At 51.3% G+C, this 20962-nt stretch carries 18 protein-coding genes and 1 pseudogene; 8 read left to right on the top strand and 11 right to left on the bottom strand.

The window, feature by feature from the left end; all coding sequences use genetic code 11:
• Window positions 1-21 precede the first annotated feature (21 nt).
• Both ACLJQD_RS07365 and ACLJQD_RS07360 read right to left on the bottom strand, forming a co-directional pair.
• Window positions 22-243 carry a YgdI/YgdR family lipoprotein gene (locus tag ACLJQD_RS07365; protein ID WP_000732362.1) on the bottom strand — a complete coding sequence of 74 codons (222 nt, stop codon included), beginning with the start codon at window positions 241-243 and terminating at the stop codon, window positions 22-24.
• 144 nt (window positions 244-387) lie between these two features.
• On the bottom strand, window positions 388-1449 hold the full coding sequence (locus ACLJQD_RS07360; RefSeq protein WP_000550638.1) for a YncE family protein: 1062 nt from the start codon (window positions 1447-1449) through the stop codon (window positions 388-390).
• Between the two features lie 263 nt (window positions 1450-1712).
• Here ACLJQD_RS07360 and pqqU point away from each other — a divergent pair, with 263 nt between their 5' ends.
• Window positions 1713-3833: a TonB-dependent receptor PqqU gene (pqqU, locus tag ACLJQD_RS07355; RefSeq protein WP_017441334.1), complete on the top strand. Its 2121-nt coding sequence runs from the start codon at window positions 1713-1715 to the stop codon at window positions 3831-3833.
• Between the two features lie 55 nt (window positions 3834-3888).
• On the opposite strand, the gene mcbR is transcribed toward pqqU, so the two are convergent.
• Together mcbR and ACLJQD_RS07345 are read right to left on the bottom strand one after the other, a co-directional pair.
• The gene (gene mcbR / locus ACLJQD_RS07350; RefSeq protein ID WP_017441333.1) at window positions 3889-4554 is read right to left on the bottom strand and encodes a colanic acid/biofilm transcriptional regulator McbR; all 666 of its coding nucleotides are present in this window, start codon (window positions 4552-4554) and stop codon (window positions 3889-3891) included.
• Window positions 4555-4887: 333 nt separating this feature from the next.
• Complete coding sequence (locus ACLJQD_RS07345; RefSeq protein ID WP_001517827.1) at window positions 4888-5925, bottom strand: NADP-dependent oxidoreductase; 1038 nt, start codon at window positions 5923-5925, stop codon at window positions 4888-4890.
• Window positions 5926-6136: 211 nt separating this feature from the next.
• Between ACLJQD_RS07345 and mddA the strand changes: the two genes are divergently transcribed.
• Both mddA and ACLJQD_RS07335 read left to right on the top strand, forming a co-directional pair.
• Window positions 6137-6652, top strand: a complete 516-nt coding sequence (gene mddA / locus ACLJQD_RS07340) for an L-methionine sulfoximine/L-methionine sulfone acetyltransferase (RefSeq protein ID WP_000155373.1) — start codon at window positions 6137-6139, stop codon at window positions 6650-6652.
• A complete protein-coding gene (locus ACLJQD_RS07335; RefSeq protein WP_017441332.1) occupies window positions 6652-7101 on the top strand; it encodes a DMT family transporter in 450 nt (149 codons plus the stop codon). Before mddA ends, ACLJQD_RS07335 begins: the two co-directional genes overlap by 1 nt.
• A 4-nt stretch (window positions 7102-7105) precedes the next feature.
• Here the strand turns inward: ACLJQD_RS07335 and ACLJQD_RS07330 are convergent, their stop codons facing one another.
• Window positions 7106-7339: a YdcY family protein gene (locus tag ACLJQD_RS07330; protein WP_000018720.1), complete on the bottom strand. Its 234-nt coding sequence runs from the start codon at window positions 7337-7339 to the stop codon at window positions 7106-7108.
• A gap of 223 nt (window positions 7340-7562) precedes the next feature.
• On the opposite strand from ACLJQD_RS07330, the gene srfA reads away from it, so the two are divergent.
• The 3 genes from srfA to srfC are packed head-to-tail and all read left to right on the top strand — an operon-like array spanning window position 7563 to window position 14015.
• A complete protein-coding gene (gene srfA / locus ACLJQD_RS07325; RefSeq protein ID WP_017441331.1) occupies window positions 7563-8888 on the top strand; it encodes a virulence-associated effector SrfA in 1326 nt (441 codons plus the stop codon).
• A 4-nt stretch (window positions 8889-8892) separates the two neighbouring features.
• Window positions 8893-11874 carry a virulence factor SrfB gene (locus ACLJQD_RS07320; protein WP_017441330.1) on the top strand — a complete coding sequence of 994 codons (2982 nt, stop codon included), beginning with the start codon at window positions 8893-8895 and terminating at the stop codon, window positions 11872-11874.
• Window positions 11871-14015, top strand: coding sequence for a virulence-associated effector SrfC (srfC, locus tag ACLJQD_RS07315; protein WP_017441329.1), 2145 nt, complete (start codon window positions 11871-11873; stop codon window positions 14013-14015). The genes ACLJQD_RS07320 and srfC overlap by 4 nt, the downstream gene beginning before the upstream one ends.
• 44 nt (window positions 14016-14059) lie before the next feature.
• On the opposite strand, the gene ACLJQD_RS07310 is transcribed toward srfC, so the two are convergent.
• The gene (locus tag ACLJQD_RS07310) at window positions 14060-14233 is read right to left on the bottom strand and encodes a GhoT/OrtT family toxin (protein ID WP_000171943.1); all 174 of its coding nucleotides are present in this window, start codon (window positions 14231-14233) and stop codon (window positions 14060-14062) included.
• Window positions 14234-14431: 198 nt separating this feature from the next.
• Between ACLJQD_RS07310 and yncL the strand changes: the two genes are divergently transcribed.
• Window positions 14432-14527, top strand: a complete 96-nt coding sequence (gene yncL / locus ACLJQD_RS07305; RefSeq protein ID WP_001103198.1) for a stress response membrane protein YncL — start codon at window positions 14432-14434, stop codon at window positions 14525-14527.
• A 104-nt stretch (window positions 14528-14631) separates the two neighbouring features.
• Here yncL and patD read toward each other — a convergent pair whose 3' ends face one another.
• The 5 genes and pseudogenes from patD to ACLJQD_RS07280 form a co-directional block, all read right to left on the bottom strand.
• Window positions 14632-16077, bottom strand: a complete 1446-nt coding sequence (gene patD, locus ACLJQD_RS07300) for an aminobutyraldehyde dehydrogenase (RefSeq protein ID WP_000158093.1) — start codon at window positions 16075-16077, stop codon at window positions 14632-14634.
• Between the two features lie 114 nt (window positions 16078-16191).
• Window positions 16192-17616 carry a GntR family transcriptional regulator YdcR gene (gene ycdR / locus ACLJQD_RS07295; protein WP_000760692.1) on the bottom strand — a complete coding sequence of 475 codons (1425 nt, stop codon included), beginning with the start codon at window positions 17614-17616 and terminating at the stop codon, window positions 16192-16194.
• 135 nt (window positions 17617-17751) lie between these two features.
• Entirely contained in the window at window positions 17752-18522 is a 771-nt protein-coding gene (locus ACLJQD_RS07290) for a M15 family metallopeptidase (RefSeq protein WP_001649408.1), read from the bottom strand.
• A 259-nt stretch (window positions 18523-18781) separates the two neighbouring features.
• A pseudogene (locus tag ACLJQD_RS07285) lies at window positions 18782-19013 on the bottom strand (hypothetical protein).
• 32 nt (window positions 19014-19045) lie between these two features.
• Window positions 19046-19444: a hypothetical protein gene (locus tag ACLJQD_RS07280; RefSeq protein ID WP_001649405.1), complete on the bottom strand. Its 399-nt coding sequence runs from the start codon at window positions 19442-19444 to the stop codon at window positions 19046-19048.
• Window positions 19445-19972: 528 nt separating this feature from the next.
• On the opposite strand from ACLJQD_RS07280, the gene sifB reads away from it, so the two are divergent.
• The gene (gene sifB, locus ACLJQD_RS07275; protein ID WP_017441328.1) at window positions 19973-20923 is read left to right on the top strand and encodes an SPI-2 type III secretion system effector SifB; all 951 of its coding nucleotides are present in this window, start codon (window positions 19973-19975) and stop codon (window positions 20921-20923) included.
• The last annotated feature ends 39 nt before the right edge of the window (window positions 20924-20962 follow it).

Here is a 20962-nt window from a genome sequence, read left to right as displayed (position 1 = left end):
ACACCGCATCGCGCCCAATGCTTAGTCAGCCTTAATCAACTGCGCCACATCATTGCTGTTAATTTCCCGCTGGTTGCCTTCCTGATCGGTATAACTGGTCATCCCCGTCTCTTTATCTAACTGTGGCTTACCCTGAGTTACGATCGTTTGCCCATTCTTCGTCGTCATCACATAGTTGGTTGTACAACCCGCAAGCATAAAAAACATCATGCCCAAACCTGAGCATATAAATAACTTTTTCATATTTTCCTCGTGAATATAATGAGTTAACTACAGCAAAAAGGCAGTGTAATTCTCACAGAATCATCAGGCTATCGGCGGGGTGTAACGAGGCGTATCGGTGCGTTTAAAGAGATGACTGGAGGGGTTTCCCCCTCCATACCCTATTTACAGAGCAATGCGAATAACATCATCCGGCTGCGTCGCTTCCTGTTCACGTGTCGATTTCTGCTTCACGCTGACGTAGAGCGTTTTACCGTCTGCCGATAGCGCCAGGCTATTCGGGTACGTCGGCGTATCGAACGTTTTAACAACGTTATAGGTCTTCGCATCGATCACGCTGACCTGCCCTGCCTGACGGTGCGTCACATACGCCTCGTTACGTGTCGGGTTATACAGGACGGCCAAAGAGGCAGGCGCCGCGATTTTGGCAAGAATATTGCCATTACGGGTATCGACAACCAGAACCTCAGTCGCCTTCGAGTCGGTGATAAACGCGCGATGACCTGCGGTATCGAGACTCAGGTTAATAAAGAAGTGTTCTTTACCGTCATCCAGCAACTTCTTACGACTGAGAATTTTATTGCTGGCGGTATCGATGGTGATAAATTCGCCATCCGCATTGGTGGTGTACAGGCGTTGCGCTTTACTGTCGAGCGCCAGACCCGTACTCATTTTGCCGGTATTTTCGATCGTCGTTTTCAGTTTGATGGTTTCGCCATCCACTACCCAAATAGCACTCTCTTTACCAACACCGCTAATGTAGATCGTGTTGGTCGCCGCATCGGCAACCAGCTCACGGGGCTGTAACGGACGAACCTCTTCAGTACGTTTGCGCGCATCAAGTACCAGACGACCTTTTACATCACCCGTTTTGGCATCAATCGCGGTAACAGCGCTGTTAATGGTATTGCCAAACCACAGCGTTTGGGTCGCGGCATTGATGGTGGCGCCGAACGGCTTGAGATCGTTATGAATCGCTTGCGTGATTTCCAGCGTCACCGGGTCGAGACGATAAACTACGCCGCCTTTATCCAGTTTACGGCTTTGCGATGTAGCCAGCCAGAGCGCGTTTTCTTGCTGACTCCAGGCCATCTCATAAGCGCCTTTGCCTACCGCTTTACGCAGCATGTCTTCCGCCGCCAGCGTGCTAAATGAGGATGCGACGAGGAGCGAACCTAACAATAAAGAACCACGCAGGCGCGGCGAAAAAAGATGACGTAAGTGCATGACGACTCCCTTTGATAAAAACGTGTATAGCTGCTTCACACTACTTCGCTGCGCGGGATCTTCGTTCCGCACTTATTATAAGTTGAGAATAATAATCATTATTTATCAGAAAGTGGAGCTTTTCCTCGCCTGCGAATGTCATGGCTCTTAAATACCGCACATTTTCTTAACTTAATGTGCGATTAAAATTTCAAAACTTTACATATTGACTACCCTTAATGTCACGTTTTCCGTTGATACGCTTACATTTATCCGGCATTTTCATGAAAATTATTTCCGTTAGACAGCGACTTTATCCCGCCCTCTTATTGCCTCTGACCTTCTCCCCGGTCCTTCAGGCCGCCAGCACGTCCAATGAACAAACCATGATAGTCACCGCAACGCCGCAAACCGTATCCGAACTGGATACACCTGCCGCCGTTAGCGTCATTGAGGGAGAAGACATGCGTCTGGCGACGCCGCGCGTCAATTTATCTGAGTCTTTAACCAGCGTCCCGGGATTGCAGGTGCAAAACCGGCAGAACTACGCGCAGGATCTGCAAATCTCTATCCGTGGATTTGGCTCGCGTTCCGCCTTTGGCGTGCGCGGCATTCGTCTGTATGTTGATGGCATTCCCGCCACCATGCCGGATGGACAAGGCCAGATTTCGAATATTGATATTAACAGCATACAAGACGTTGAAGTGTTACGCGGCCCCTTCTCAGCGCTATACGGCAATGCTTCCGGCGGCGTGATAAATGTCACCACCGAAACCGGCAGACAGCCGCCTACCCTTGAGGCCAGCAGCTACTACGGCAGTTATGGAAGCTGGCGCTATGGGCTAAAAGCCACGGGCGCGATGGGTGACGGCACACAGCCTGGCGACGTGGATTACACGGTATCGACTACCCGTTTCACCACCCACGGCTACCGCGATCACAGCGGCGCGCAAAAAAATCTGGCTAATGCCAAACTGGGCGTGCGCCTTGACGATGTCAGTAAACTCTCGCTGATTTTTAATAGTGTGGACATTAAGGCGGACGATCCCGGCGGACTTACCGAATCTGAATGGAAAGCCGATCCGCAACAGGCGCCGCGCGCTGAACAGTACAATACGCGTAAAACCATCAAACAAACTCAGGCAGGATTGCGTTATGAACGTCAGCTCAGCGCGCAGGATGATATCAGCGTGATGGCCTACGCCGGAGAGCGGGAAACCACGCAATACCAGTCTATTCCCTTGGTGGCACAGCTAAAACCAGCCCAGGCTGGCGGCGTAATTACACTGCAACGCCACTATCAGGGCATTGATTCCCGCTGGACTCACCGGGGAGAATTAGGTGTGCCGGTCACCTTCACTGGCGGAGTAAACTATGAAAACATGAGCGAAAACCGCAAGGGTTACAATAACTTCCGTCTCAACAACGGCACCCCTGAGTTTGGGCATAAAGGCGATTTACGCCGGGATGAGCGTAACTTGATGTGGAATGTCGATCCTTATCTGCAAACCCAGTGGCAGCTTACGCAAAAACTCTCGCTGGATGCTGGCGTGCGCTACAGTTCCGTGTGGTTCGATTCTAATGATCACTATATCGCGCCCGGCAATGGCGATGACAGCGGCGACGCCAGCTATCACCACTGGCTACCCGCCGGATCGCTAAAATATGCGTTAACTGACGCCTGGAATCTCTATCTTGCTGCCGGTCGCGGATTTGAAACTCCCACTATCAATGAACTTTCTTATCGCGCTGACGGCCAAAGCGGGTTCAACTTTGACCTCAAACCGTCGACCAATGATACGGTGGAAGTCGGCAGTAAAACGCGGATTGGCAATGGCTTGTTGACCGCCGCGTTATTTCAAACCGATACTGATGATGAAATTGTCGTCGCCAGCAGTATGGGAGGACGCACTACCTACAAAAACGCGGGCAAAACACGCCGCCAGGGCGCAGAGCTCGCGTTGGACCAGCGCTTCGCCGGCGACTGGCGGGTGAAAGCATCATGGACCTGGCTGGATGCGACCTATCGCAGTAACGTTTGTCAGGGGCAAAACTGTGATGGAAACCGGATGCCCGGCATCGCCCGTAATATGGGATTCGCCTCATTAGGTTTTATCCCGGATGAGGGGTGGTACGCCGGAACAGACGTTCGTTATATGGGCGATATCATGGCCAATGATGAAAATACCGCCAAAGTGCCTTCGTATACCGTTGTTGGACTAAATACAGGGTATAAATTTAATTACAGTCAGCTTACCGTCGATATTTTTGGGCGGGTAGATAATCTATTTGATAAAGAATATATCGGTTCGGTGATCGTTAATGAATCTAATGGCCGATATTATGAGCCAGCGCCAGGGCGTAACTATGGCGTGGGGATTAATCTGGCATGGCAATTTGAATAAATATCCGGCAATAGCGGGGAATCCCCGCTATTGATAAGTCATAGTTTCATAAAGGTTACATGAAGTACTGATTTTTAATCGTCGCTACGTTTTGTTGCAAAACGTTCTGTAGGCAGTGGCGACTGGCTTCTTTATCACCTGTCACTAACGCATTAAGCAATTTTCTGTACAGACTAACGCCGTCTTGATAATCATCAAGTTTAAAATTATCATATAAAAAATGCAGGCTTGGCCCCAGGCGTACCCATAATTGCTCGATCATGGCATACAGCGTTGGCATATCCGCGTAGTGGTAGATCTCAAAGCGGAATGCGCGGTTGGCCAAAAGAATTTTCTCCATAACGCCACTTTCCAGCGCCTGTTGAAATTCATCTAATAGCGCATTCAGCGTCTGCTCGCGATCCGGGGTAATCTTACCCGCAGCGGCGACCACCGCCATCTCCTCCAGGGCAGTACGAATCGTATTAATTTCCAGCAAACTTTGCAGCGAGATCTCCGGCACCATAAACGCCTGTGCTGGCGCCACCGCCAAAGCACTGGAAGAGACCAGCCTTAACAGGGCCTCACGCACTGGCGTAATACTGACGCCTAACTCTTGAGCGATATTTTTAGTGATAAGCCTTGCGCCTGGTTTTAATGCGCCAATAGACAATTGATGCTTTAACCGATTTTCAACCTGTGTGGTCAGGCTTATATGTTGTGTTTTTTCCGTACCCGGCATTTTCCTTCCTTCACCTCTTGGCAGAACAACATCGCAATCGAGTCCCGAAGAAGTTTCGGAACTTAATTGTAAAAAAGATAATCCAGGCCTGAACGGCCAAATAAATAAAAGTGATAATTTACTTGCGTGATATTCTCATCTTTTACAACAATACAGGTTTCTTTATGGCAACCGTTTTATCTCCGTCATTCCTTCATGTATCGAGATTTTTGACCGGTTCAGGCCGCTGAGGGAGATAAGCTGCCCCACCGCGATCTGAATGATGAATATAAGTAAAGCCGCAATTTTAAAATTTGCACATTTTTATGGCGACATAATGCCGCCATTTTTTCTTTACGCATCGTCCGCTAAACGTATCACGACTTTGCCAAAGTTCTTCCCCGCCAGCAGCCCCATAAACGCTTCTGGCGCATTTTCCAGCCCATCAGTAATCTGCTCCCGATAATGTATTTTCCCTTCTTTGATCCAACGCCCCATTTCTTGCTGAAACTCATGTATCCGGTGACCATAGTCCTGGTTGATGATAAAACCTTGCAGACGAATACGCTTTTTAAGTAATGTCGCCATCAGCAGCGGCAGTCTGTCTGGACCGTCCGGCAACGCTGTCGCATTGTAGCCGCTGACCAGACCGCAGAGCGGAATCCGCGCCGACGTATTCAGTAGCGGTAAGACGGCGTCAAAGACTTTACCACCGACATTCTCATAATAGATATCGATACCCTGCGGGCAGGCCTGCGCAAGCTGTTGTGGGAAATTATCAGCGTGATGATCAAGGCACAGATCAAATCCCAAAACGTCTGTCGCATGACGGCATTTTTCCGCGCCGCCAGCAATACCCACGACCCGGCAGCCCTTCAGCTTGCCAATTTGCCCAACCGTTGCGCCTACGGGGCCGGTGGCGGCGGCGACAACCAGCGTTTCGCCCTCTTTCGGCTGGCCGATATCCAGTAACCCCATATAGGCGGTAAACCCCGGCATTCCTAAAATCCCCAGCGACCAGGAAGGATGTTGCGGATTATCACCCAGCTTTACCAACCCTTCGCCATCTGAAATGTCATAATCCTGCCAACCATTGTAACTCAACACCCATTCGTCTGGTCGGTAATCAGGATGGTTTGACGCGACAACGCGACTGACCGTACCGCCAACCATAACGCAGCCAGGTTCAACAGGCGGCGCATAAGAGGGTTCATCGCTCATGCGGCCACGCATATAAGGGTCGAGTGATAAAAAAACGGTACGCAATAGCACCTGCCCTTCACCGGGCGTCGCGACGTCATCTTCTTCGAGGCGGAAGTTATCCATCTGCGGCGCGCCGTGGGGACGCGAGGCCAAAACCCAACGACGATTTCGGTTGGTCTGTTGCTTCATTCTATTCTCCTCATGCCTGGCATAATCCATCAATAATAGTCGAACATTCGCTATCTGAGGGAGTTAAACACTCTCAGATATCAGGCTGTGCGCTTTTATGAACGACTTTCTTTCCCCTCTCGCTAAATATGAATTCTTGCGCTAATTCGTTGATTTATGCCGCCTTCAATAGTATTTCTAACACTATCGTAAACATTCCCTGGGGTTCCCTATGACGATTCGCTTTGCCGATAAAGCAGACTGCGCCGCGATTACCGAAATCTATAACCATGCGGTATTACATACTGCGGCCATCTGGAACGATCGGACGGTCGATACGGATAATCGCCTTGCCTGGTATGAGGCCCGTCAATTACTGGGCTATCCGGTGCTGGTAAGCGAAGAAAATGGCGTGGTGACTGGCTATGCATCATTTGGCGACTGGCGCAGTTTCGACGGTTTTCGCTATACCGTCGAGCACTCGGTTTATGTTCATCCGGCGCACCAGGGGAAAGGACTGGGGCGAAAACTGCTCAGCAGACTGATCGACGAAGCCCGACGCTGCGGCAAGCATGTGATGGTGGCCGGTATTGAGTCACAGAATGCCGCCTCGATACGCCTGCATCATTCGCTGGGATTTACCGTTACCGCGCAAATGCCGCAGGTCGGCGTAAAATTTGGCCGTTGGTTAGATCTTACGTTTATGCAGCTCCAGCTTGATGAACACGCCGCGCCGGACGCCTGCTGATGAACCAGTCGCTGACGCTTATCTTTTTGATCGCCGCCGGCGTCGGGCTGGTGGTACAAAACAGTATTATGGTGCGTATTACGCAGACATCATCGACGATTCTGATCGCTATGCTGTTGAACTCGCTGGTAGGGATCGTTTTATTTGTGACGATATTGTGGTTTAAGCAAGGCGCTACGGGCTTCGGCGAGCTGGTCGCCAGCGTGCGCTGGTGGACATTGATCCCCGGTTTTCTGGGGTCATTTTTTGTATTTGCCAGCATTAGCGGGTATCAGAACGTTGGCGCCGCGACGACTATCGCGGTACTGGTCGCCAGCCAGTTAATCGGCGGACTGGCGCTGGATATCGCGCGTAGCCACGGCGTCACGTTACGCGCAATGGTCGGGCCGGCGTTTGGCGCGCTGTTGCTGGTCATTGGCGCATGGCTGATTGCGAAGCGCCAGTTTTAATGGGTTACAGGATCGTGCCGCCTTTGGTGAGCTGCTCGCGGCGCGCGTCCCGATCTTCTTGATATTGCCTGCCGTGATGCGCGATAGCCGTGCGCAAACGCTGCTGCTGCACATAACGATCTTCGCGACGTAATTCAGCGTCATCGCTCAAGGCAATCAGCAATTCATTCATATGGGCAATTACGCTCTCCGCGATGGCGGCATCCACGCGGGCGCTCACTTCCTCCAGGTGCGACATAAGCTCTCCTACTCTTTATTCTGTAACAGCATGATTCGCCTATTATACGCGTTATTGTCGCCCGATGCGGTAATTCGCCGCCGCCCTCCTGATTTAACTTACGTCAAGTGGAAACACGGGGCTTAATAGACCGAGAATTCGCGCCTTTTTGCCTTTCTTCCGCCGTTTGCTTGCGTATAGACCCCGTAAAGTAGACGCGTGAAGAAGTCTAAGGGATAACAACGTGGCAAAATCTCTCTTGCGCAGCGGCAATCTGGATGATTATCAGGCCGTGGGCGGCGGCGGTCAGGCCGTATTTGAATCAGCATTGCAAATTCGCGAAACGCTTCGTCTGCGTAAACAGCAGGCGATGGTTGACTGTCTGGCGATTCCGCAACTTAACGATAATGGCGATCGGGTTGACTGGTATTCGCCGATTGAAGGTCAGGCGATAGCGTGGAAAGCGGCTGACGAAGAGACACGTTCTCGGGCTTTACGTTATTTAGCCAGCACTTTTGAAAGCGCGGCTGCACTCAGTCGAAAAAGTCTGCAATCCGGTAAAACAGCGCTTCAGCTATTTGGGTCGCTACTTGAGAAAGCGACGCAATTTCCCGGCGAAAATCATGTTTTCCTGGTTAACGGCAAACCGGTTATCACCTTCTGGGGATTCGTTAATCTCAACGAAAATACACGCGATGATGTGCTGGACTGCCTGCGGGTCACCGAGGCAATCCCCGACATCCCTCTGGTCGAGCCGGAGCCGGAACCCGAAGCAAAGCCGTTGGTAGAGGCGGCATTTAGTCAGGCGGATGAACCTTTGTTAACGTCTGTCATTGAGCCGCCGAAAATGCCGGAGGAACCTGTTGCGCTGCCCGTTATCGTTAGCGAGCCGAAGCCTGCCGCACCTATCCCGGTTGCTGAGGCGAAAAGAGCTCGCCGTCTACCGCTGTGGAGCTTACCTGTCGCTGCCGTGGTTATCGCCGCCGTCGCCACGCCTTTTTTCTGGCCATCTTCATCCGTTGACGGGGCCTCTCCTGTTCGCGCCGCGCCTGTCGCTACCGCGAAAACTGACGTTACCCCCTTGCCTGAACTCACGGCGCATTTGCCGCTGCATCGCGCTGAGGTGACGCCCGCCCCCAAAGCGGCGCCGCTGCCGGAAGCGCCTGTTATCATTGCCGCTATCCCCAAAGACGCGCTGGTGATGGACAGTACGCAGATGAAGCTTGGAACCACGCGCTTTTTAAACGGTAGCTGGCGGGTCAGCGTGGATGTCAAAGATCCGATTACCGGCAAGCCGCCCTCTCTGCGTTATCAGATCCAAAATAACAAAGGTATCGCGCGCGTAGTACATGGCGATAACGTGGTTTGTCGGGCGGAAATTTTCTCTGGTCTGCATCAAACGGGCGAGCTGATGATTAAAAGTCGCGGCAATGCGCGCTGCACCGACGGTTCACGTTATCCGATGCCGGAAATTACCTGTAAAGCAGGCGTCAATGACGTCGCAACCTGTACCGCCCGTTATGGCGACCACGCGGCAATTCCGTTGACGTTTAAAAAGATAGGTGCCTGATTTTATGTTGGTCAATCTGTGTGATTACAAACAGAGCGTCACGCTCATTGCAAACAGCGGCGTCCAGTTTCTTGATTTTGGCTTAACGCCGCAAGAGTCGGCCCACTACGGACGTTTTGTGCGCAAAACGGCAAACGGCCCGCTACTGCGCCTCGATTTTGATCTGACCAGCGGGCGCTACACGTTGCCTGGACGTGCTGGCGGCCAACCCGAAGTCGTGAAACCGGAAAGCACTCAGACGCTGCACTATTCTCTGGATGTACTCGACGGAATCTGGCTCCCCCTGCCGTTCCTGCGTTTTAATCCGCCGCGTACCTTTATTGACGGGCCGGATAACTGGGCGCGCATTCAGGTACGTAAACTCAGCGAGCCAGATAGCGCCGGAAACACACACCGCATCACCCTCGCCTTCGACAGTCAACTGGCAAAAAATATGCCTGCGGCGTTGGCGCCTTGCGAAAACGATCTGCTCAATGGCACACGTTTTGCGCTCGCCTGGCGCGATGAAGAAGTTGCCGTTTTTCTTGACCAGACATGGATTGACGGCTGGCTGCGCGAGTCGTTTCTTCAGTATGCCTCACAGGTGGAAAACCGTCCGGAACAGGCCATACAACAAGCGCTGCGTAGCTTTGAGTATCAGGCGCACTGGTTGAATTTACTGACGCTGTTAGGCGAACAGCTTACGGTGCCGGAAGTAAAGTTTGTGACACATACGTTAAGCACGCCCGCAATCCCGGTCGATCTGATTCTGGATGTCGGCAATACGCATACCTGCGGCGTCTTGATCGAGGATCATGGCGATGCGAATGACGGGTTACGCCAGACGGCAGAGCTTCAGGTGCGTTCTTTAAGCGAGCCGCAGTTTCTGAACGATCCTTTATTTACCAGCCGGGTGGAATTCTCGGAAGCACGCTTTGGCAAGCAACACTTTTCTGTCGAAAGCGGACGAGACGACGCCTTTGTGTGGCCTTCCATTGTGCGTGTGGGCGACGAGGCTCGCGCCCTTGCTATGCAGCGTGTGGGCACCGAAGGCAGCAGCGGCATCTCCAGCCCGCGCCGCTACCTGTGGGATGAAACCCCCGCCTTGCAGGACTGGCGTTTTAGCCAGATCCACGGTAAAACGCAGCGCGAACCGCTTGCCACCGCGTTTCCGCTGATGAATCTGATGAACGATGACGGACAGCCGTTATTCCGCCTGCCGCATGAAGAAAGGCTACCGGTTTTTTCGCCGCAATACAGCCGTAGCACCTTGATGACGCATATGTTGTGCGAAATTCTGGCTCAGGCGCTGGGGCAAATTAACAGCGTCGCCACCCGGCTGCGGCTCGGCTTTCCCGCCTCGCCGCGCCAGCTACGCACCCTGATTTTAACGCTGCCTTCCGCCATGCCGAAACAGGAGCGAGAAATTTTCCGCCAGCGAATGTTTGAAGCACTGGCGTTGGTCTGGAAAGCCATGGGCTGGCATCCGCAGGATGAGGATTTCACCACGCCTAAGCAGCGTGAAAAAAGCGTGGTGCCGGTACCAGAAATACAGATGGAATGGGATGAAGCAAGTTGCGGCCAACTGGTATGGCTTTATAACGAAGCCATTTCGCATTACGCCGGGCGTACCGAATCCTTTTTTAATGCGCTCGCCAGACCGGATCGCCAGCCTGAACCCGGCGTCGTCCCCGGGCGCGCGTTGCGCGTGGCATCGATTGATATCGGCGGCGGCACGACGGATATGGCGATCGTTCACTATCAGTTAGATGACGGCGTGGGGGCCAATGTAAAAATTACGCCTCATCTCCTGTTTCGCGAAGGTTTTAAAGTCGCCGGGGACGATCTGCTATTGGATATCATTCAGCGTTGCGTACTCCCTTCCCTGCAAACGGCGTTGCAACGGGCAGGCGTTACGGATGCCGCCGCCCTGCTGGCGACCTTATTTGGCGATTCGGGACGAATTGATACTCAGGCCATTTTGCGCCAGCAAACGGCGCTGCAATTATTTATGCCGCTGGGCCATGCGGTACTTTCCGCCTGGGAGCAAAGCGACATTAACGATCCGTTTGCTGGTTTACATGCAACATTTGGCGATCTGCTGATCCGCCGCCCAACGAGCAACGTGATGAACTATATCCAGCAGGCGATCGATCATGCCTTACCGTCTGGTTCGCCGACATTTGATATATTCAATGTGCCGTTGCAAATCCAGTTTAGCCAGCTTCAGGAGGCTCTGCTGGCCGGTCAGTTTACGCTGACAACGCCGCTTCATGCGGTCTGCGAAGCGATCTCCCACTATCACTGCGATATCTTGCTGGTGACGGGGAGACCGACCTGCTTACCCGGCGTACAGGCGCTCATCCGGCACTTACAACCGGTGCCGGTTAATCGCATTGTGTGGATGGATAAGTATCAGGTACATGAATGGTATCCCTTCAGTCAACAAGGGCGTATCGGTAATCCAAAATCCACTGCTGCGGTGGGCGCGATGTTATGCAGCCTGGCGCTGGACTTACGTCTGCCGCGTTTCAATTTTAAAGCGGCTGATATCGGCGCGTATTCGACTGTGCGTTATCTCGGCGTACTGGATAATACCGTTAATACCCTTCGCGATGAAAATATCTGGTATCACGAGATCGATTTGGATAAACCCGGCGCAACGCTGGACGCTCGCCTGCATTTTCCGCTACGCGGCAACGTGACGTTGGGCTTTCGTCAACTGGCGAACAGTCGCTGGCCGGCAACCCCACTCTATTGCCTGAGCATTAACTCCGCCGAACTGGCGAAAACCATCGCTGGCGACGGTGTACTGAATGTGCGACTGAAATTACGCGGCAGTAGCAAAGATAGCGCCCCGGAATCGTTCATATTAAGTGATGCCTGGCTCCAGGACGGGACGCCGGTCGCCGCCGATGCGCTGACATTAAAATTGAATACGCTGGCTGACCGTCGCCACAGCGGCAGCCACTACTGGATAGATAGCGGGAGTGTATACCTGAAATGACAAAACCGTTAAACGCCACCCAGGCTGTTATCGAGTGGGTTAACAACACGCGCCGTTACGCAACGCGACTGGATGACGAAGCCGACGCTCTGCTGGCGCAACTTACGCTTGCCGCGGCGGATGAGTCAGCGCTCAACGCCGCCTGCGCGTCACATGGCTGCGTTGGTCTGTACGGGTATGCGCAATCCGCAAAAGCGCATCTGTTAACGACGCTATGCGGTAACGAGAATGGCAAGCTGGAAATTATCACGCCGGACCGTGACTATGATTATTTCAGCCACATCAATCCGGGTCATGCGCCAGCGAATATGGCTATTCGCTTTACGCGCGACATTTTTTCAAACGAGAACGGCTGGCCGTTGCGCCTGCGCTTGATCAGTGAAGCCGAACTGGTGCAGATCTTTATTGCCTGGACCAGCTCGTCCCCCGTTTGTCGCCAGGTTGAAAAATCCATTATCACATCACGCCTGGAGAAATGGCAATCGCTTCGCCAACCGCAGCCCGTCCCCGGCGTTACCGCTGAAGAGGTTGCGACCATCGCGAGTTTCTGGCGCTCTTGCCTGCCGTCCGCCAGACAACATATTGATGATGCGACATGGCAACACTTTGCCTCGCTCTTGCCTGCACTGGATCTCACGACACGGGCGCACGCCTGGGCATTACTGTGGGGAGAGCAGCCGGAGATCACCCAGCAATGGCTGGCGCTGGCGCATATGTTGCAACAAACCAGCCATGCCGGGGAACTGGCGGCGCCGCTCAGCCTGCTGGTCGATCATTTTGGCTTACCGGCGGAAAACTTCCTGACGCAAATGGCGCTAACCGCCAGCGATACGCAAAGCGATGTGGTGGTGCATCCGGTTAAGGAAGGCCGACTGCTCAATGCGGTCAGCCTTTCGCTTGATTCTCTGGCGCTGCTTACCCGCGAACTGGTGCTAACCGTTGAAAACAGCGTACTGGATAACGTTGATTTACTGGATATTCCGGTCGCGCCAGACAGTCATCCTCATCCGTTATGGCGGGCGAAATTAGGCTGGATGCTGGCCCATTACCGTCAGCAGGTACAGCCCGATGTTCTGGTGATTTGCAATGCTCTGGCATCTCGCTCGCAAACGTCCACCGCCGCCCGTCACTTACTGGAGTGGGTTAACGCCACGCAGCCGCAGCATGAATCAGCGTTACCCGGCGTCGTCTGGGCTATTACTCCACAGGATGCCCGTTTTGCCACCCAGCAAAATCTGGATGAAGCCGTCCAGCAGTTGATGGGTAAACCTGGCGTGCACTGGGGAACGTTGCAGGCGCTGGATAAACACAGTATGCAGCGTTTGGTGGAGTGGTTATCGCAGGCGACATCGGCACCACAGCGACAGGCGCGCTTACAGGCGTTACGCGAACAACTGCGGGGCCGCGTGCGCGATCTGTTACCGATGTTTGATGACGCGCGGCTACCGGTTGAAACCGTGATCCGGCGTCTTCAGGCCCAGGCCGCCAGACATGGCGACCTGCTGGCCGGGCTGTTACCGCCGGTACAGAACTTCGAAGCGTTGCTGCGCACCCGACAGTCGCGAGAAGAACAGGTTAGCGGTTTATTTAATGACGCGATCGATCTCTTTGCCGACGAACCAACGCGCGCTTCAGCGTCAGAAGGTCACGAAACAGGCTATCAGGCGCACAAAATGTGGATCAATCATCTGCGCCAGTGGGCCCACTGCCGGGATAATGCGCAGCGTCTGGGACTGGAACCGCAGATGCTCAACGCCGTGGCGGAGATTTTAATTACCGCCAGCTATCGCCTCGGTTTACCTCAGCAGTTACAGAAAACCATGCAGCGCGAGGAGGTTAGCGGCGCGCAGCTCCATGCCATCATTGGTAACTTCATCGCCTGGCTCGGCTACGCAAATATCGAGGAGGCCCAGCGCCCGGCCAGCCGCATTCAGAAAGGCGCAGCCATTTTCGCCGCAACGCCGCGTTCGACAATGTTGCGTCTAACAAAGCTTGACGAACAGCCCGTTCACGCCGCCAGCCGCTATGTCTATGACTGGCTTGTTGCGCTGTATACCCTGGCCAATGAGAACGCAGGATATCGGCATCCGCAGGACGTTACCGACGTAGACAGAGCGCAATTAATTGCCCTGATAGCCTGACCTTGCGGAAAAACCATGCCCGGTAACGTGTATCGGGCTTGAGGTCAGAAAAGCGAAAACAGCAATGCGACGGGGAAACTTATCGGCCATGTCGCGCCAACCAAAAAGGCGCTCAGGAAACGAATTCGTTTTTTGTCATGAGTCAAAAACCAGGTGATCAGGGATGATATCACCGCCATGACGGCGTAAAAAATTAATATCTTTTGAAAGAGGGTCATATCAGGCATCCGCGCCAACCAGAGGAAAAAACGCGCGCAATATGCTCTTTTTATTTGACACACATCAAGGTTTATCAGCCTTAACAGCAAAACGTTCTCAATGCACGGCTCCGCTCACAGAATATCCTGTTTACGTATTATTGCGGATCTCGCCAACCCGTACTATACCCATAGGGGTTATGATGAAAGGTGGCGAAAATGAATGTTTCCAGTAAAACCGTCGTGCTGATTAATGTCTTTGCTGCTGCAGGACTTTTGGGTCTGATCTCGTTGAGATTCGGCTGGTTTGCTTGAGGTGTTCAACCTTTGAGTACTTGCTGCGCATGTTGGCGGGGAGGTCCCCCTCTCCGCCGACACCCGCCTATTTTTTCACGATTTTTCTGAACAGTAAATGATCCTTAATGCTTAACCATGATGTGACGGACAAGGGTGTAGTCTTCCAGACCATACAATGACATATCTTTGCCGTATCCCGACTGTTTTTGCCCTCCATGCGGCATCTCGCTAACCAACATGAAATGGGTATTAATCCAGGTACAGCCATACTGCAATCTGGCGCTAAGCCGGTGCGCCCGCCCAACGTCCTGAGTCCAGACGGAGGATGCCAGACCATAGCGAGAATCGTTGGCCCACCTCAGAACCTGATCTTCATCATCAAAGACGGTTATACTGACCACCGGGCCGAAGACCTCGCGTTGCACGATGGCATCTTCCTGTTTTGCGTCTGCCAGCAACGTCGGAGCGAAATAGTAACCTTTACCTTCCGTTTGACTTCCGCCAGTAATCACACGGATATGGCTGAGGGCCTTCGCCTCCTCTACTGCCGCTGTGACGCGCTTCAGGTGCGCCAGCGAACTTAACGGCCCCAGCTCTGTCGACTCATCCTCCGGCGCGCCCATTTTCAGGCTGCTCACCGCGTTCCCTAGCTTTTCGACCAGCGCATCATAGATACCGCGCTGCGCGTATATACGGCACGCCGCAGTACAATCCTGTCCGGCATTATAGAAACCGAAAGTCCGGACGCCCTGCGCCACCGCATCCAGATCGGCGTCATCAAAAACAATCACCGGGGCTTTACCACCGAGTTCCATATGCGTACGTTTTATCGCTGGCGCAGTATGGCGCAGAATATGCTCCCCGGTCGCGATAGAACCGGTTAAAGAGACCATGCGTACTTTTTCATGACCGGTCAATACATCGCCAACAGTCTGCCCTCGTCCGAACAGGACATTGAGCACCCCCGGCGGAAAGATATCCTTCGCCAGCGCGGCAAGTTTAAGCGCCGTCAGCGGCGTGATTTCAGAAGGCTTAATCACCACGCAGTTACCTGCCGCCAGCGCTGGCGCCAGCTTCCAGGCCGCCATCATGAGCGGATAATTCCACGGCGCGATAGAGGCAACCACGCCAATCGGATCCCGGCGGATCATCGACGTATGTCCTTCCAGATATTCGCCCGCCGCCAGCCCACTCAAACAACGGGCCGCGCCGGCAAAAAAGCGAAAGACATCCACGATTGCCGGAATTTCATCATTAATTACGCAGTGCAAAGGCTTACCGCAGTTTTGCGATTCAAGCCGGGCGAACTCAAGGGCGTTTTGCTCGATGCTGTCCGCCAGTTTTAACAGACATTCCGCCCGTGCTTTGGGTGTGGTCTGCCCCCATTCGGCAAACGCGCTATCGGCGGCCAGCACTGCGGCGTCAACCTGCGCGGGCGACGCTTCCGCAATCTCAAGTATGACCTCGCCTGTCGCCGGGTTATAAACAGACTGCCTTTCTCCCTCGCCGTCCACCAGCACGCCATTAATCAGTAATTGATATTGCATAGCATTTTCCCATATCGTCATTAATCGATTTCCGGCGAACGGGCCGCCGCTTTCCTAAAAATAGACGGCGCGCCAGATGCTCACCCGGCACACTCGGGAAATTTAGTCAGGTTGTGAGCTGACACGCATTCCACCTCACACAAGGCTTTTAGCGCTCAGCATCTCGCGAATCAGGCTGCCAAGCTGTTTTACGGCCTGTTCTTCCCGTTCTCCCCAATGCCAGGCGGTGTTAAAACGAAAGAAACGCGTCCAGGCGCCGGACGTTGAAAACATTTTCCCCGGCGCGATACTGATAAGGTGTTCAAGCGCTTTGGCGCTAAGTTCACCGGCATCAAGCTGCTCAGGTAGCTCCAGCCAAAGAAAATAACCGCTATCGTTATGGTGAATTTTTACTTCCGCCGGGAGATGGCGCAAAAGGGTTTGCCAGGCTTGCTGTTTACGTTCGGCAAGCTGCCTTCGCAATCGGCGCAGATGCGCGTCATATCGACGTGTCGAGAGATAATCCACTAACGCCAATTGCATGGGGGAACTGGTAGATAATGTGCTCATTAACTGCAAACGCTGAATTTGTCTGGCATGGCTTCCTCCCGCAACCCAGCCAATGCGAAAACCGGGAACCAGACATTTGGAAAAAGATGAACAATGCAACACGGTATCGTCGCGATCCCATGCTTTGGCAGGCAGAGGTTTCTCGCGGCCAAAGTAGAGTTCGCTATAAACATCGTCTTCAATTAGCGTCACGTTATGGTGCGTGAGTAACGCGACCAGCCGCGCTTTTTTCTCAGCACTCAGCGTGAACCCTAATGGATTCTGACTGTTGGTCATTAACCAGCACGCTTTCACCGGATATTCCTGTAACGCCTGTTCCAGCGCCATAAGATCGATACCTTCTTTAACATCGGTAGGTATCGACAACGCTTTCAGGCGCAATCGCTCCAGGGCCTGTAGCGCACCGTAGAAACAGGGGTTCTCCACCACCACCCAGTCTCCCGGCGCCGTCACCGCCTGTAAACTAAGATTCAACGCTTCCAGCGCGCCGGCGGTAATGACAATCTCGTCAGGAGAAACGGTAATCCCCTGCTGCGCGTAACGGCGTGCTATCGCATAGCGCAATTCTGCATTACCTGGCGGCAAGTTTTCGATGACGCTCATTGCCGTCGCGGTTTTACTGACCTGCGCCAGAGAGCGGTTCAATTGCGGCAAGGGAAACAGGCGCGGATCGGGAAACGCTGAAGCAAAGGGCACCACTGAGGTATCACGGCTGGCCTGCAGCATCTCAAAAATATAGGTATTGATATCTACGGCTTCATCCCGAATAACGTGCGCTGCCGTCGCGACTGACCGACAAACCGGATGCGGCGCGACATAATAACCGGATTGCGGACGGGCGATAATCCGTCCCTGACTTTCCAGCAACTGGTACGCATGACCGACAGTCATAAAACTCATGCCGCTACTGGCGACCTGCTCCCTCAGCGAGGGTAATCGATCGCCGGGTTGCCAAACGCCAGAGGCGATTTGTTCTCTAATTTGCTCCGCCAGACGTTGATATTTTTTCATTATTCGTTCTCATTGAGCGCTGCTTGCAGGTGGCAACCGCAGTGTATATCAGTTGTTAAAATTAACAATGATTTGCTAACTGTTATGGTGCTTCCCAACAGGCGTAATGATTAGATTTCGCAACAAAACGCCGTTTCAGGGTCTCTGCTTAACGGGAAAGTCAAACCAGGTGTTCGGGTATGGTTCATGAGTAAGGGAGAAGTGCCACCATTCAGTATCCAGTGGCGTAAAGCCCGCATCACGCATCAATGTTTGTAATAACAACCTATTCGCGCGTTGCTGAGCGGTAAGCATGGCATTATCGGGATGGGATAACGGACTAAAACAGTCAAAGCCGGTACCAAAATCCAGACTATTATCTGGCGAGCGTTGCGCCGCGGACGCAGTACAATTCACCAGTGGTCGTCCGGGATCGTATATTGGTATTTTACTGTCAAGTGGAACAATCGTTAGATCAAGCGTACTTCCCCGACTGTGGCCGGATCGGGCGGCAAGATAACCTTCATCAAACAGACGCTTTTTCTCTACCAGCGGATAAAATTCGTTTTTCATTTGGTTTTGAGAAGGATCTTTGGCCCACGCGATAAAGTCGTTCACTGCGCTTTGCGGACGGTAGCAATCATATATTTTTAAGGTAAGTCCAAAAGGGCGTAAACGATCGGCGACCTGCTTCACTGCGTTTGCGGCTGGTCGTGTTAACAGGCAAACAGGCGCGTTATAGCCTTTAATGGGGCGACCAATAAAGTTATGGGAAGTGAAGTATCGCATGTCTACCTGTACGTCGGGGGCGACCGTAGTAATATCGACAAAGTCTTTTGGCTGGTGGAGATCAATATGGCTTTCAGCTGACATTGCCTGAAAGGACAACAGGCTGAACAGGAGGAAAGAAGATACGCATTTTACCATATGTTACACCTCGCGAGAGTCACAGGGGTGATTATGTATTTGAGCAGGTAAAGATTAGCGGACAGCGCTTAAACAGATGGTTAAAATAAACATCATTCCCCCCTGTAATCTGTGCCTTATCACAAACGGAGAGGTTATATTTTGCTTATATGACCATTACGCCGCCTGTTCTATACCCAAAATAATTCGAGTTGCTTAAAGGCGGCAAGGGAGTGAGTCCCAGGAACACAGATAACGATGTGTTTTCACAAAGGCGAGTCTACCTGACCAGAAAGGTTATTTGATAATCAGTAGTACAGTTGTTGTCGCCTTCCATAACTAAATAACATTGTTTTGTCAAAGATAAGACCACTATATAGTCAGGAAGGCAATTAGTGAGGAACGCGTCAATTGTCGGCGATAATGCATCTGAAATTACGATTCACCGCAGTTGTGCAAACACATAGAATCCCCCTCGGACCGAGATAATTCGGTCTGCTGATCATAGCCATTATTCAGTAAGAACGCAGGTTGCAGCGGCGGATCACGGGCGTGAAGAAAAATCCTGCGCCCCAAACTTTTTGGACAAGCGCTGAACCTGCCGTATACTTTTACTTAACGTACACTCCGCCATAAAAATAAACCCTGCGATGATACCGTAATGCCACAGGCATAACTTAAGGATATGCCATAAATCAAGCGAAGCATGATTTAATTTCTCAGTGATTACGATAGTCTGTACAAATATTATGGGATGAAATAATAATACGCCTAACAAAAATATCCCTGCCACAATCATGGCGAGTAACTGAAAAAAAGCCCATCCGATAACGAAGCGGTAAAGTAACAGCAATAATAGCCGTCCACATTTTTTTAGCCATTCTGACTGCAAAATGCCCCAGGATGCTGTCTTTTCGTGAATTTCACCATCTGATTTCTTCATTTTGAGCCTCCTCGCAGGTTTTTATAGTCTTATCACCCAACTGGAAATAAACCCGTCAGCTAATCGTTACAACAAATATAATTAAGACAAAAACTAAAGAGTAAGGTATTTATATCATAAGTGCTATCAGTATTGGCCTTATGCCCTGCCGCTAAATATCTCATTGTTGTTAGCCTAATAATACTTTTAGTTTAACTTCTTATAAGACAATTTCTACACGGTTGAGCAACTATTTACTTTCTCTAAAAATAATATAGCGCGTAATTAATCATTACTCATGGTACATGATGATGTGAGAATTAAGAAAACCATTTTACTTTCATTCGTTTTACCTGACATACTTCATGGCCAGGAGACGTGGGCATGACTAAAGCTACGGGTCGATATTAACAATAATGTTGACGGTTCAGGACAAAGCAAAAATCAGGTATTTCACTGATAAGCAAATCGATGGGCAACATGGTATAATATTTCGAATACCACCTATTCCAGTAATGAAGTCTCATATAATCACTTGTGGTCTACATTATGCCAATTACTATCGGGAGAGGATTTTTAAAAAGTGAGATGTTTTCTCAAAGTGCCATCTCTCAACGCTCCTTCTTTACGTTACTATGGGAAAAGATTAAAGATTTTTTCTGTAGCACGCGAAGATCTGCTGCCGATCAATATATAAAGGAATTATGTGATGTTGCCTCTCCGCCTGACGCGCAACGTTTATTTGATTTATTTTGCAAGTTATATGAATTATCATCACCGTCATGCAGAGGAAATTTCCATTTTCAGCACTATAAAGATGCTGAGTATCAATATACAAATCTCTGCATTAAAGATGGCGAAGATATTCCGTTATGCATTGTGATACGCCAGGATCACTACTATTATGAGATAATGAATAGAACAGTACTCTGTGTTGATACTCAGTCTGCCCACCTGAAAAGATATTCTGATATTAATATAAAAGCTAGCACTTATGTTTGTGAAGAGCTATGTTGCTTGTTCCCTGAGCGGTTACTACTCTCGCTATCCGGCGGTATAACATTTCCCGTCGACCTAAAAAATATAAAAGAGACGCTTATCGACATGGCAGAAAAGGGTAATTTATGTGACTGGAAGGAACAGGAAAGAAAAGCCGCAATCTCCTCCAGGATTAATCTGGGCATCGCCCAGGCAGGTGTACCATCTATTGACGACGCTATTAAAAACAAAATAGCCGCAAAGGTTATTGAGAATACTAACTTAAAGAATGCAACATTTCATGCAAATCATACACAAAGCTCAGTTACTCAACTAGTTTATTCATGTTTGTTTAAGAATGAGATATTAATGAATATGCTTGAGGAAAATTCCTCTCATGACCTGCTATGTTTAAACGACCTTGTTGAATATGTAGCGCTACAAGTTCATAACAGCCTTTTTTCTGAAGATTTATCTTCACTCGTTGAAACAACAAAAAATGAGGCTCATCACCAGAGTTGACCACACCATAAATTATTATGGCTTACAATCCCCTGGCAA

Origin of the sequence: Salmonella sp. SAL04214 (assembly GCF_046550615.1) — a bacterium.
In the GTDB taxonomy this organism is placed as follows: Bacteria; Pseudomonadota; Gammaproteobacteria; order Enterobacterales; family Enterobacteriaceae; genus Salmonella; species Salmonella enterica.
Note: the sequence above shows the minus strand (reverse complement) of the source record. Positions and strands in the feature narration are given on the sequence as shown.

Bases quoted from the DNA above. Each gene is read 5' to 3' on its own strand.
- ACLJQD_RS07360 (WP_000550638.1), bottom strand. From the start codon at position 1,449: ATGCACTTACGTCATCTTTTTTCGCCGCGCCTGCGTGGTTCTTTATTG.
- sifB (WP_017441328.1), top strand. From the start codon at position 19,973: ATGCCAATTACTATCGGGAGAGGATTTTTAAAAAGTGAGATGTTTTCT.
- ACLJQD_RS07345 (WP_001517827.1), bottom strand. From the start codon at position 5,925: ATGAAGCAACAGACCAACCGAAATCGTCGTTGGGTTTTGGCCTCGCGT.
- ACLJQD_RS07290 (WP_001649408.1), bottom strand. From the start codon at position 18,522: ATGGTAAAATGCGTATCTTCTTTCCTCCTGTTCAGCCTGTTGTCCTTT.
- srfC (WP_017441329.1), top strand. From the start codon at position 11,871: ATGACAAAACCGTTAAACGCCACCCAGGCTGTTATCGAGTGGGTTAAC.
- ACLJQD_RS07330 (WP_000018720.1), bottom strand. From the start codon at position 7,339: ATGTCGCACCTGGAGGAAGTGAGCGCCCGCGTGGATGCCGCCATCGCG.
- ACLJQD_RS07320 (WP_017441330.1), top strand. From the start codon at position 8,893: ATGTTGGTCAATCTGTGTGATTACAAACAGAGCGTCACGCTCATTGCA.
- ACLJQD_RS07310 (WP_000171943.1), bottom strand. From the start codon at position 14,233: ATGACCCTCTTTCAAAAGATATTAATTTTTTACGCCGTCATGGCGGTG.
- yncL (WP_001103198.1), top strand. From the start codon at position 14,432: ATGAATGTTTCCAGTAAAACCGTCGTGCTGATTAATGTCTTTGCTGCT.
- mcbR (WP_017441333.1), bottom strand. From the start codon at position 4,554: ATGCCGGGTACGGAAAAAACACAACATATAAGCCTGACCACACAGGTT.
- ACLJQD_RS07365 (WP_000732362.1), bottom strand. From the start codon at position 243: ATGAAAAAGTTATTTATATGCTCAGGTTTGGGCATGATGTTTTTTATG.
- ACLJQD_RS07335 (WP_017441332.1), top strand. From the start codon at position 6,652: ATGAACCAGTCGCTGACGCTTATCTTTTTGATCGCCGCCGGCGTCGGG.
- patD (WP_000158093.1), bottom strand. From the start codon at position 16,077: ATGACGATATGGGAAAATGCTATGCAATATCAATTACTGATTAATGGC.
- ACLJQD_RS07280 (WP_001649405.1), bottom strand. From the start codon at position 19,444: ATGAAGAAATCAGATGGTGAAATTCACGAAAAGACAGCATCCTGGGGC.
- pqqU (WP_017441334.1), top strand. From the start codon at position 1,713: ATGAAAATTATTTCCGTTAGACAGCGACTTTATCCCGCCCTCTTATTG.
- mddA (WP_000155373.1), top strand. From the start codon at position 6,137: ATGACGATTCGCTTTGCCGATAAAGCAGACTGCGCCGCGATTACCGAA.
- ycdR (WP_000760692.1), bottom strand. From the start codon at position 17,616: ATGAAAAAATATCAACGTCTGGCGGAGCAAATTAGAGAACAAATCGCC.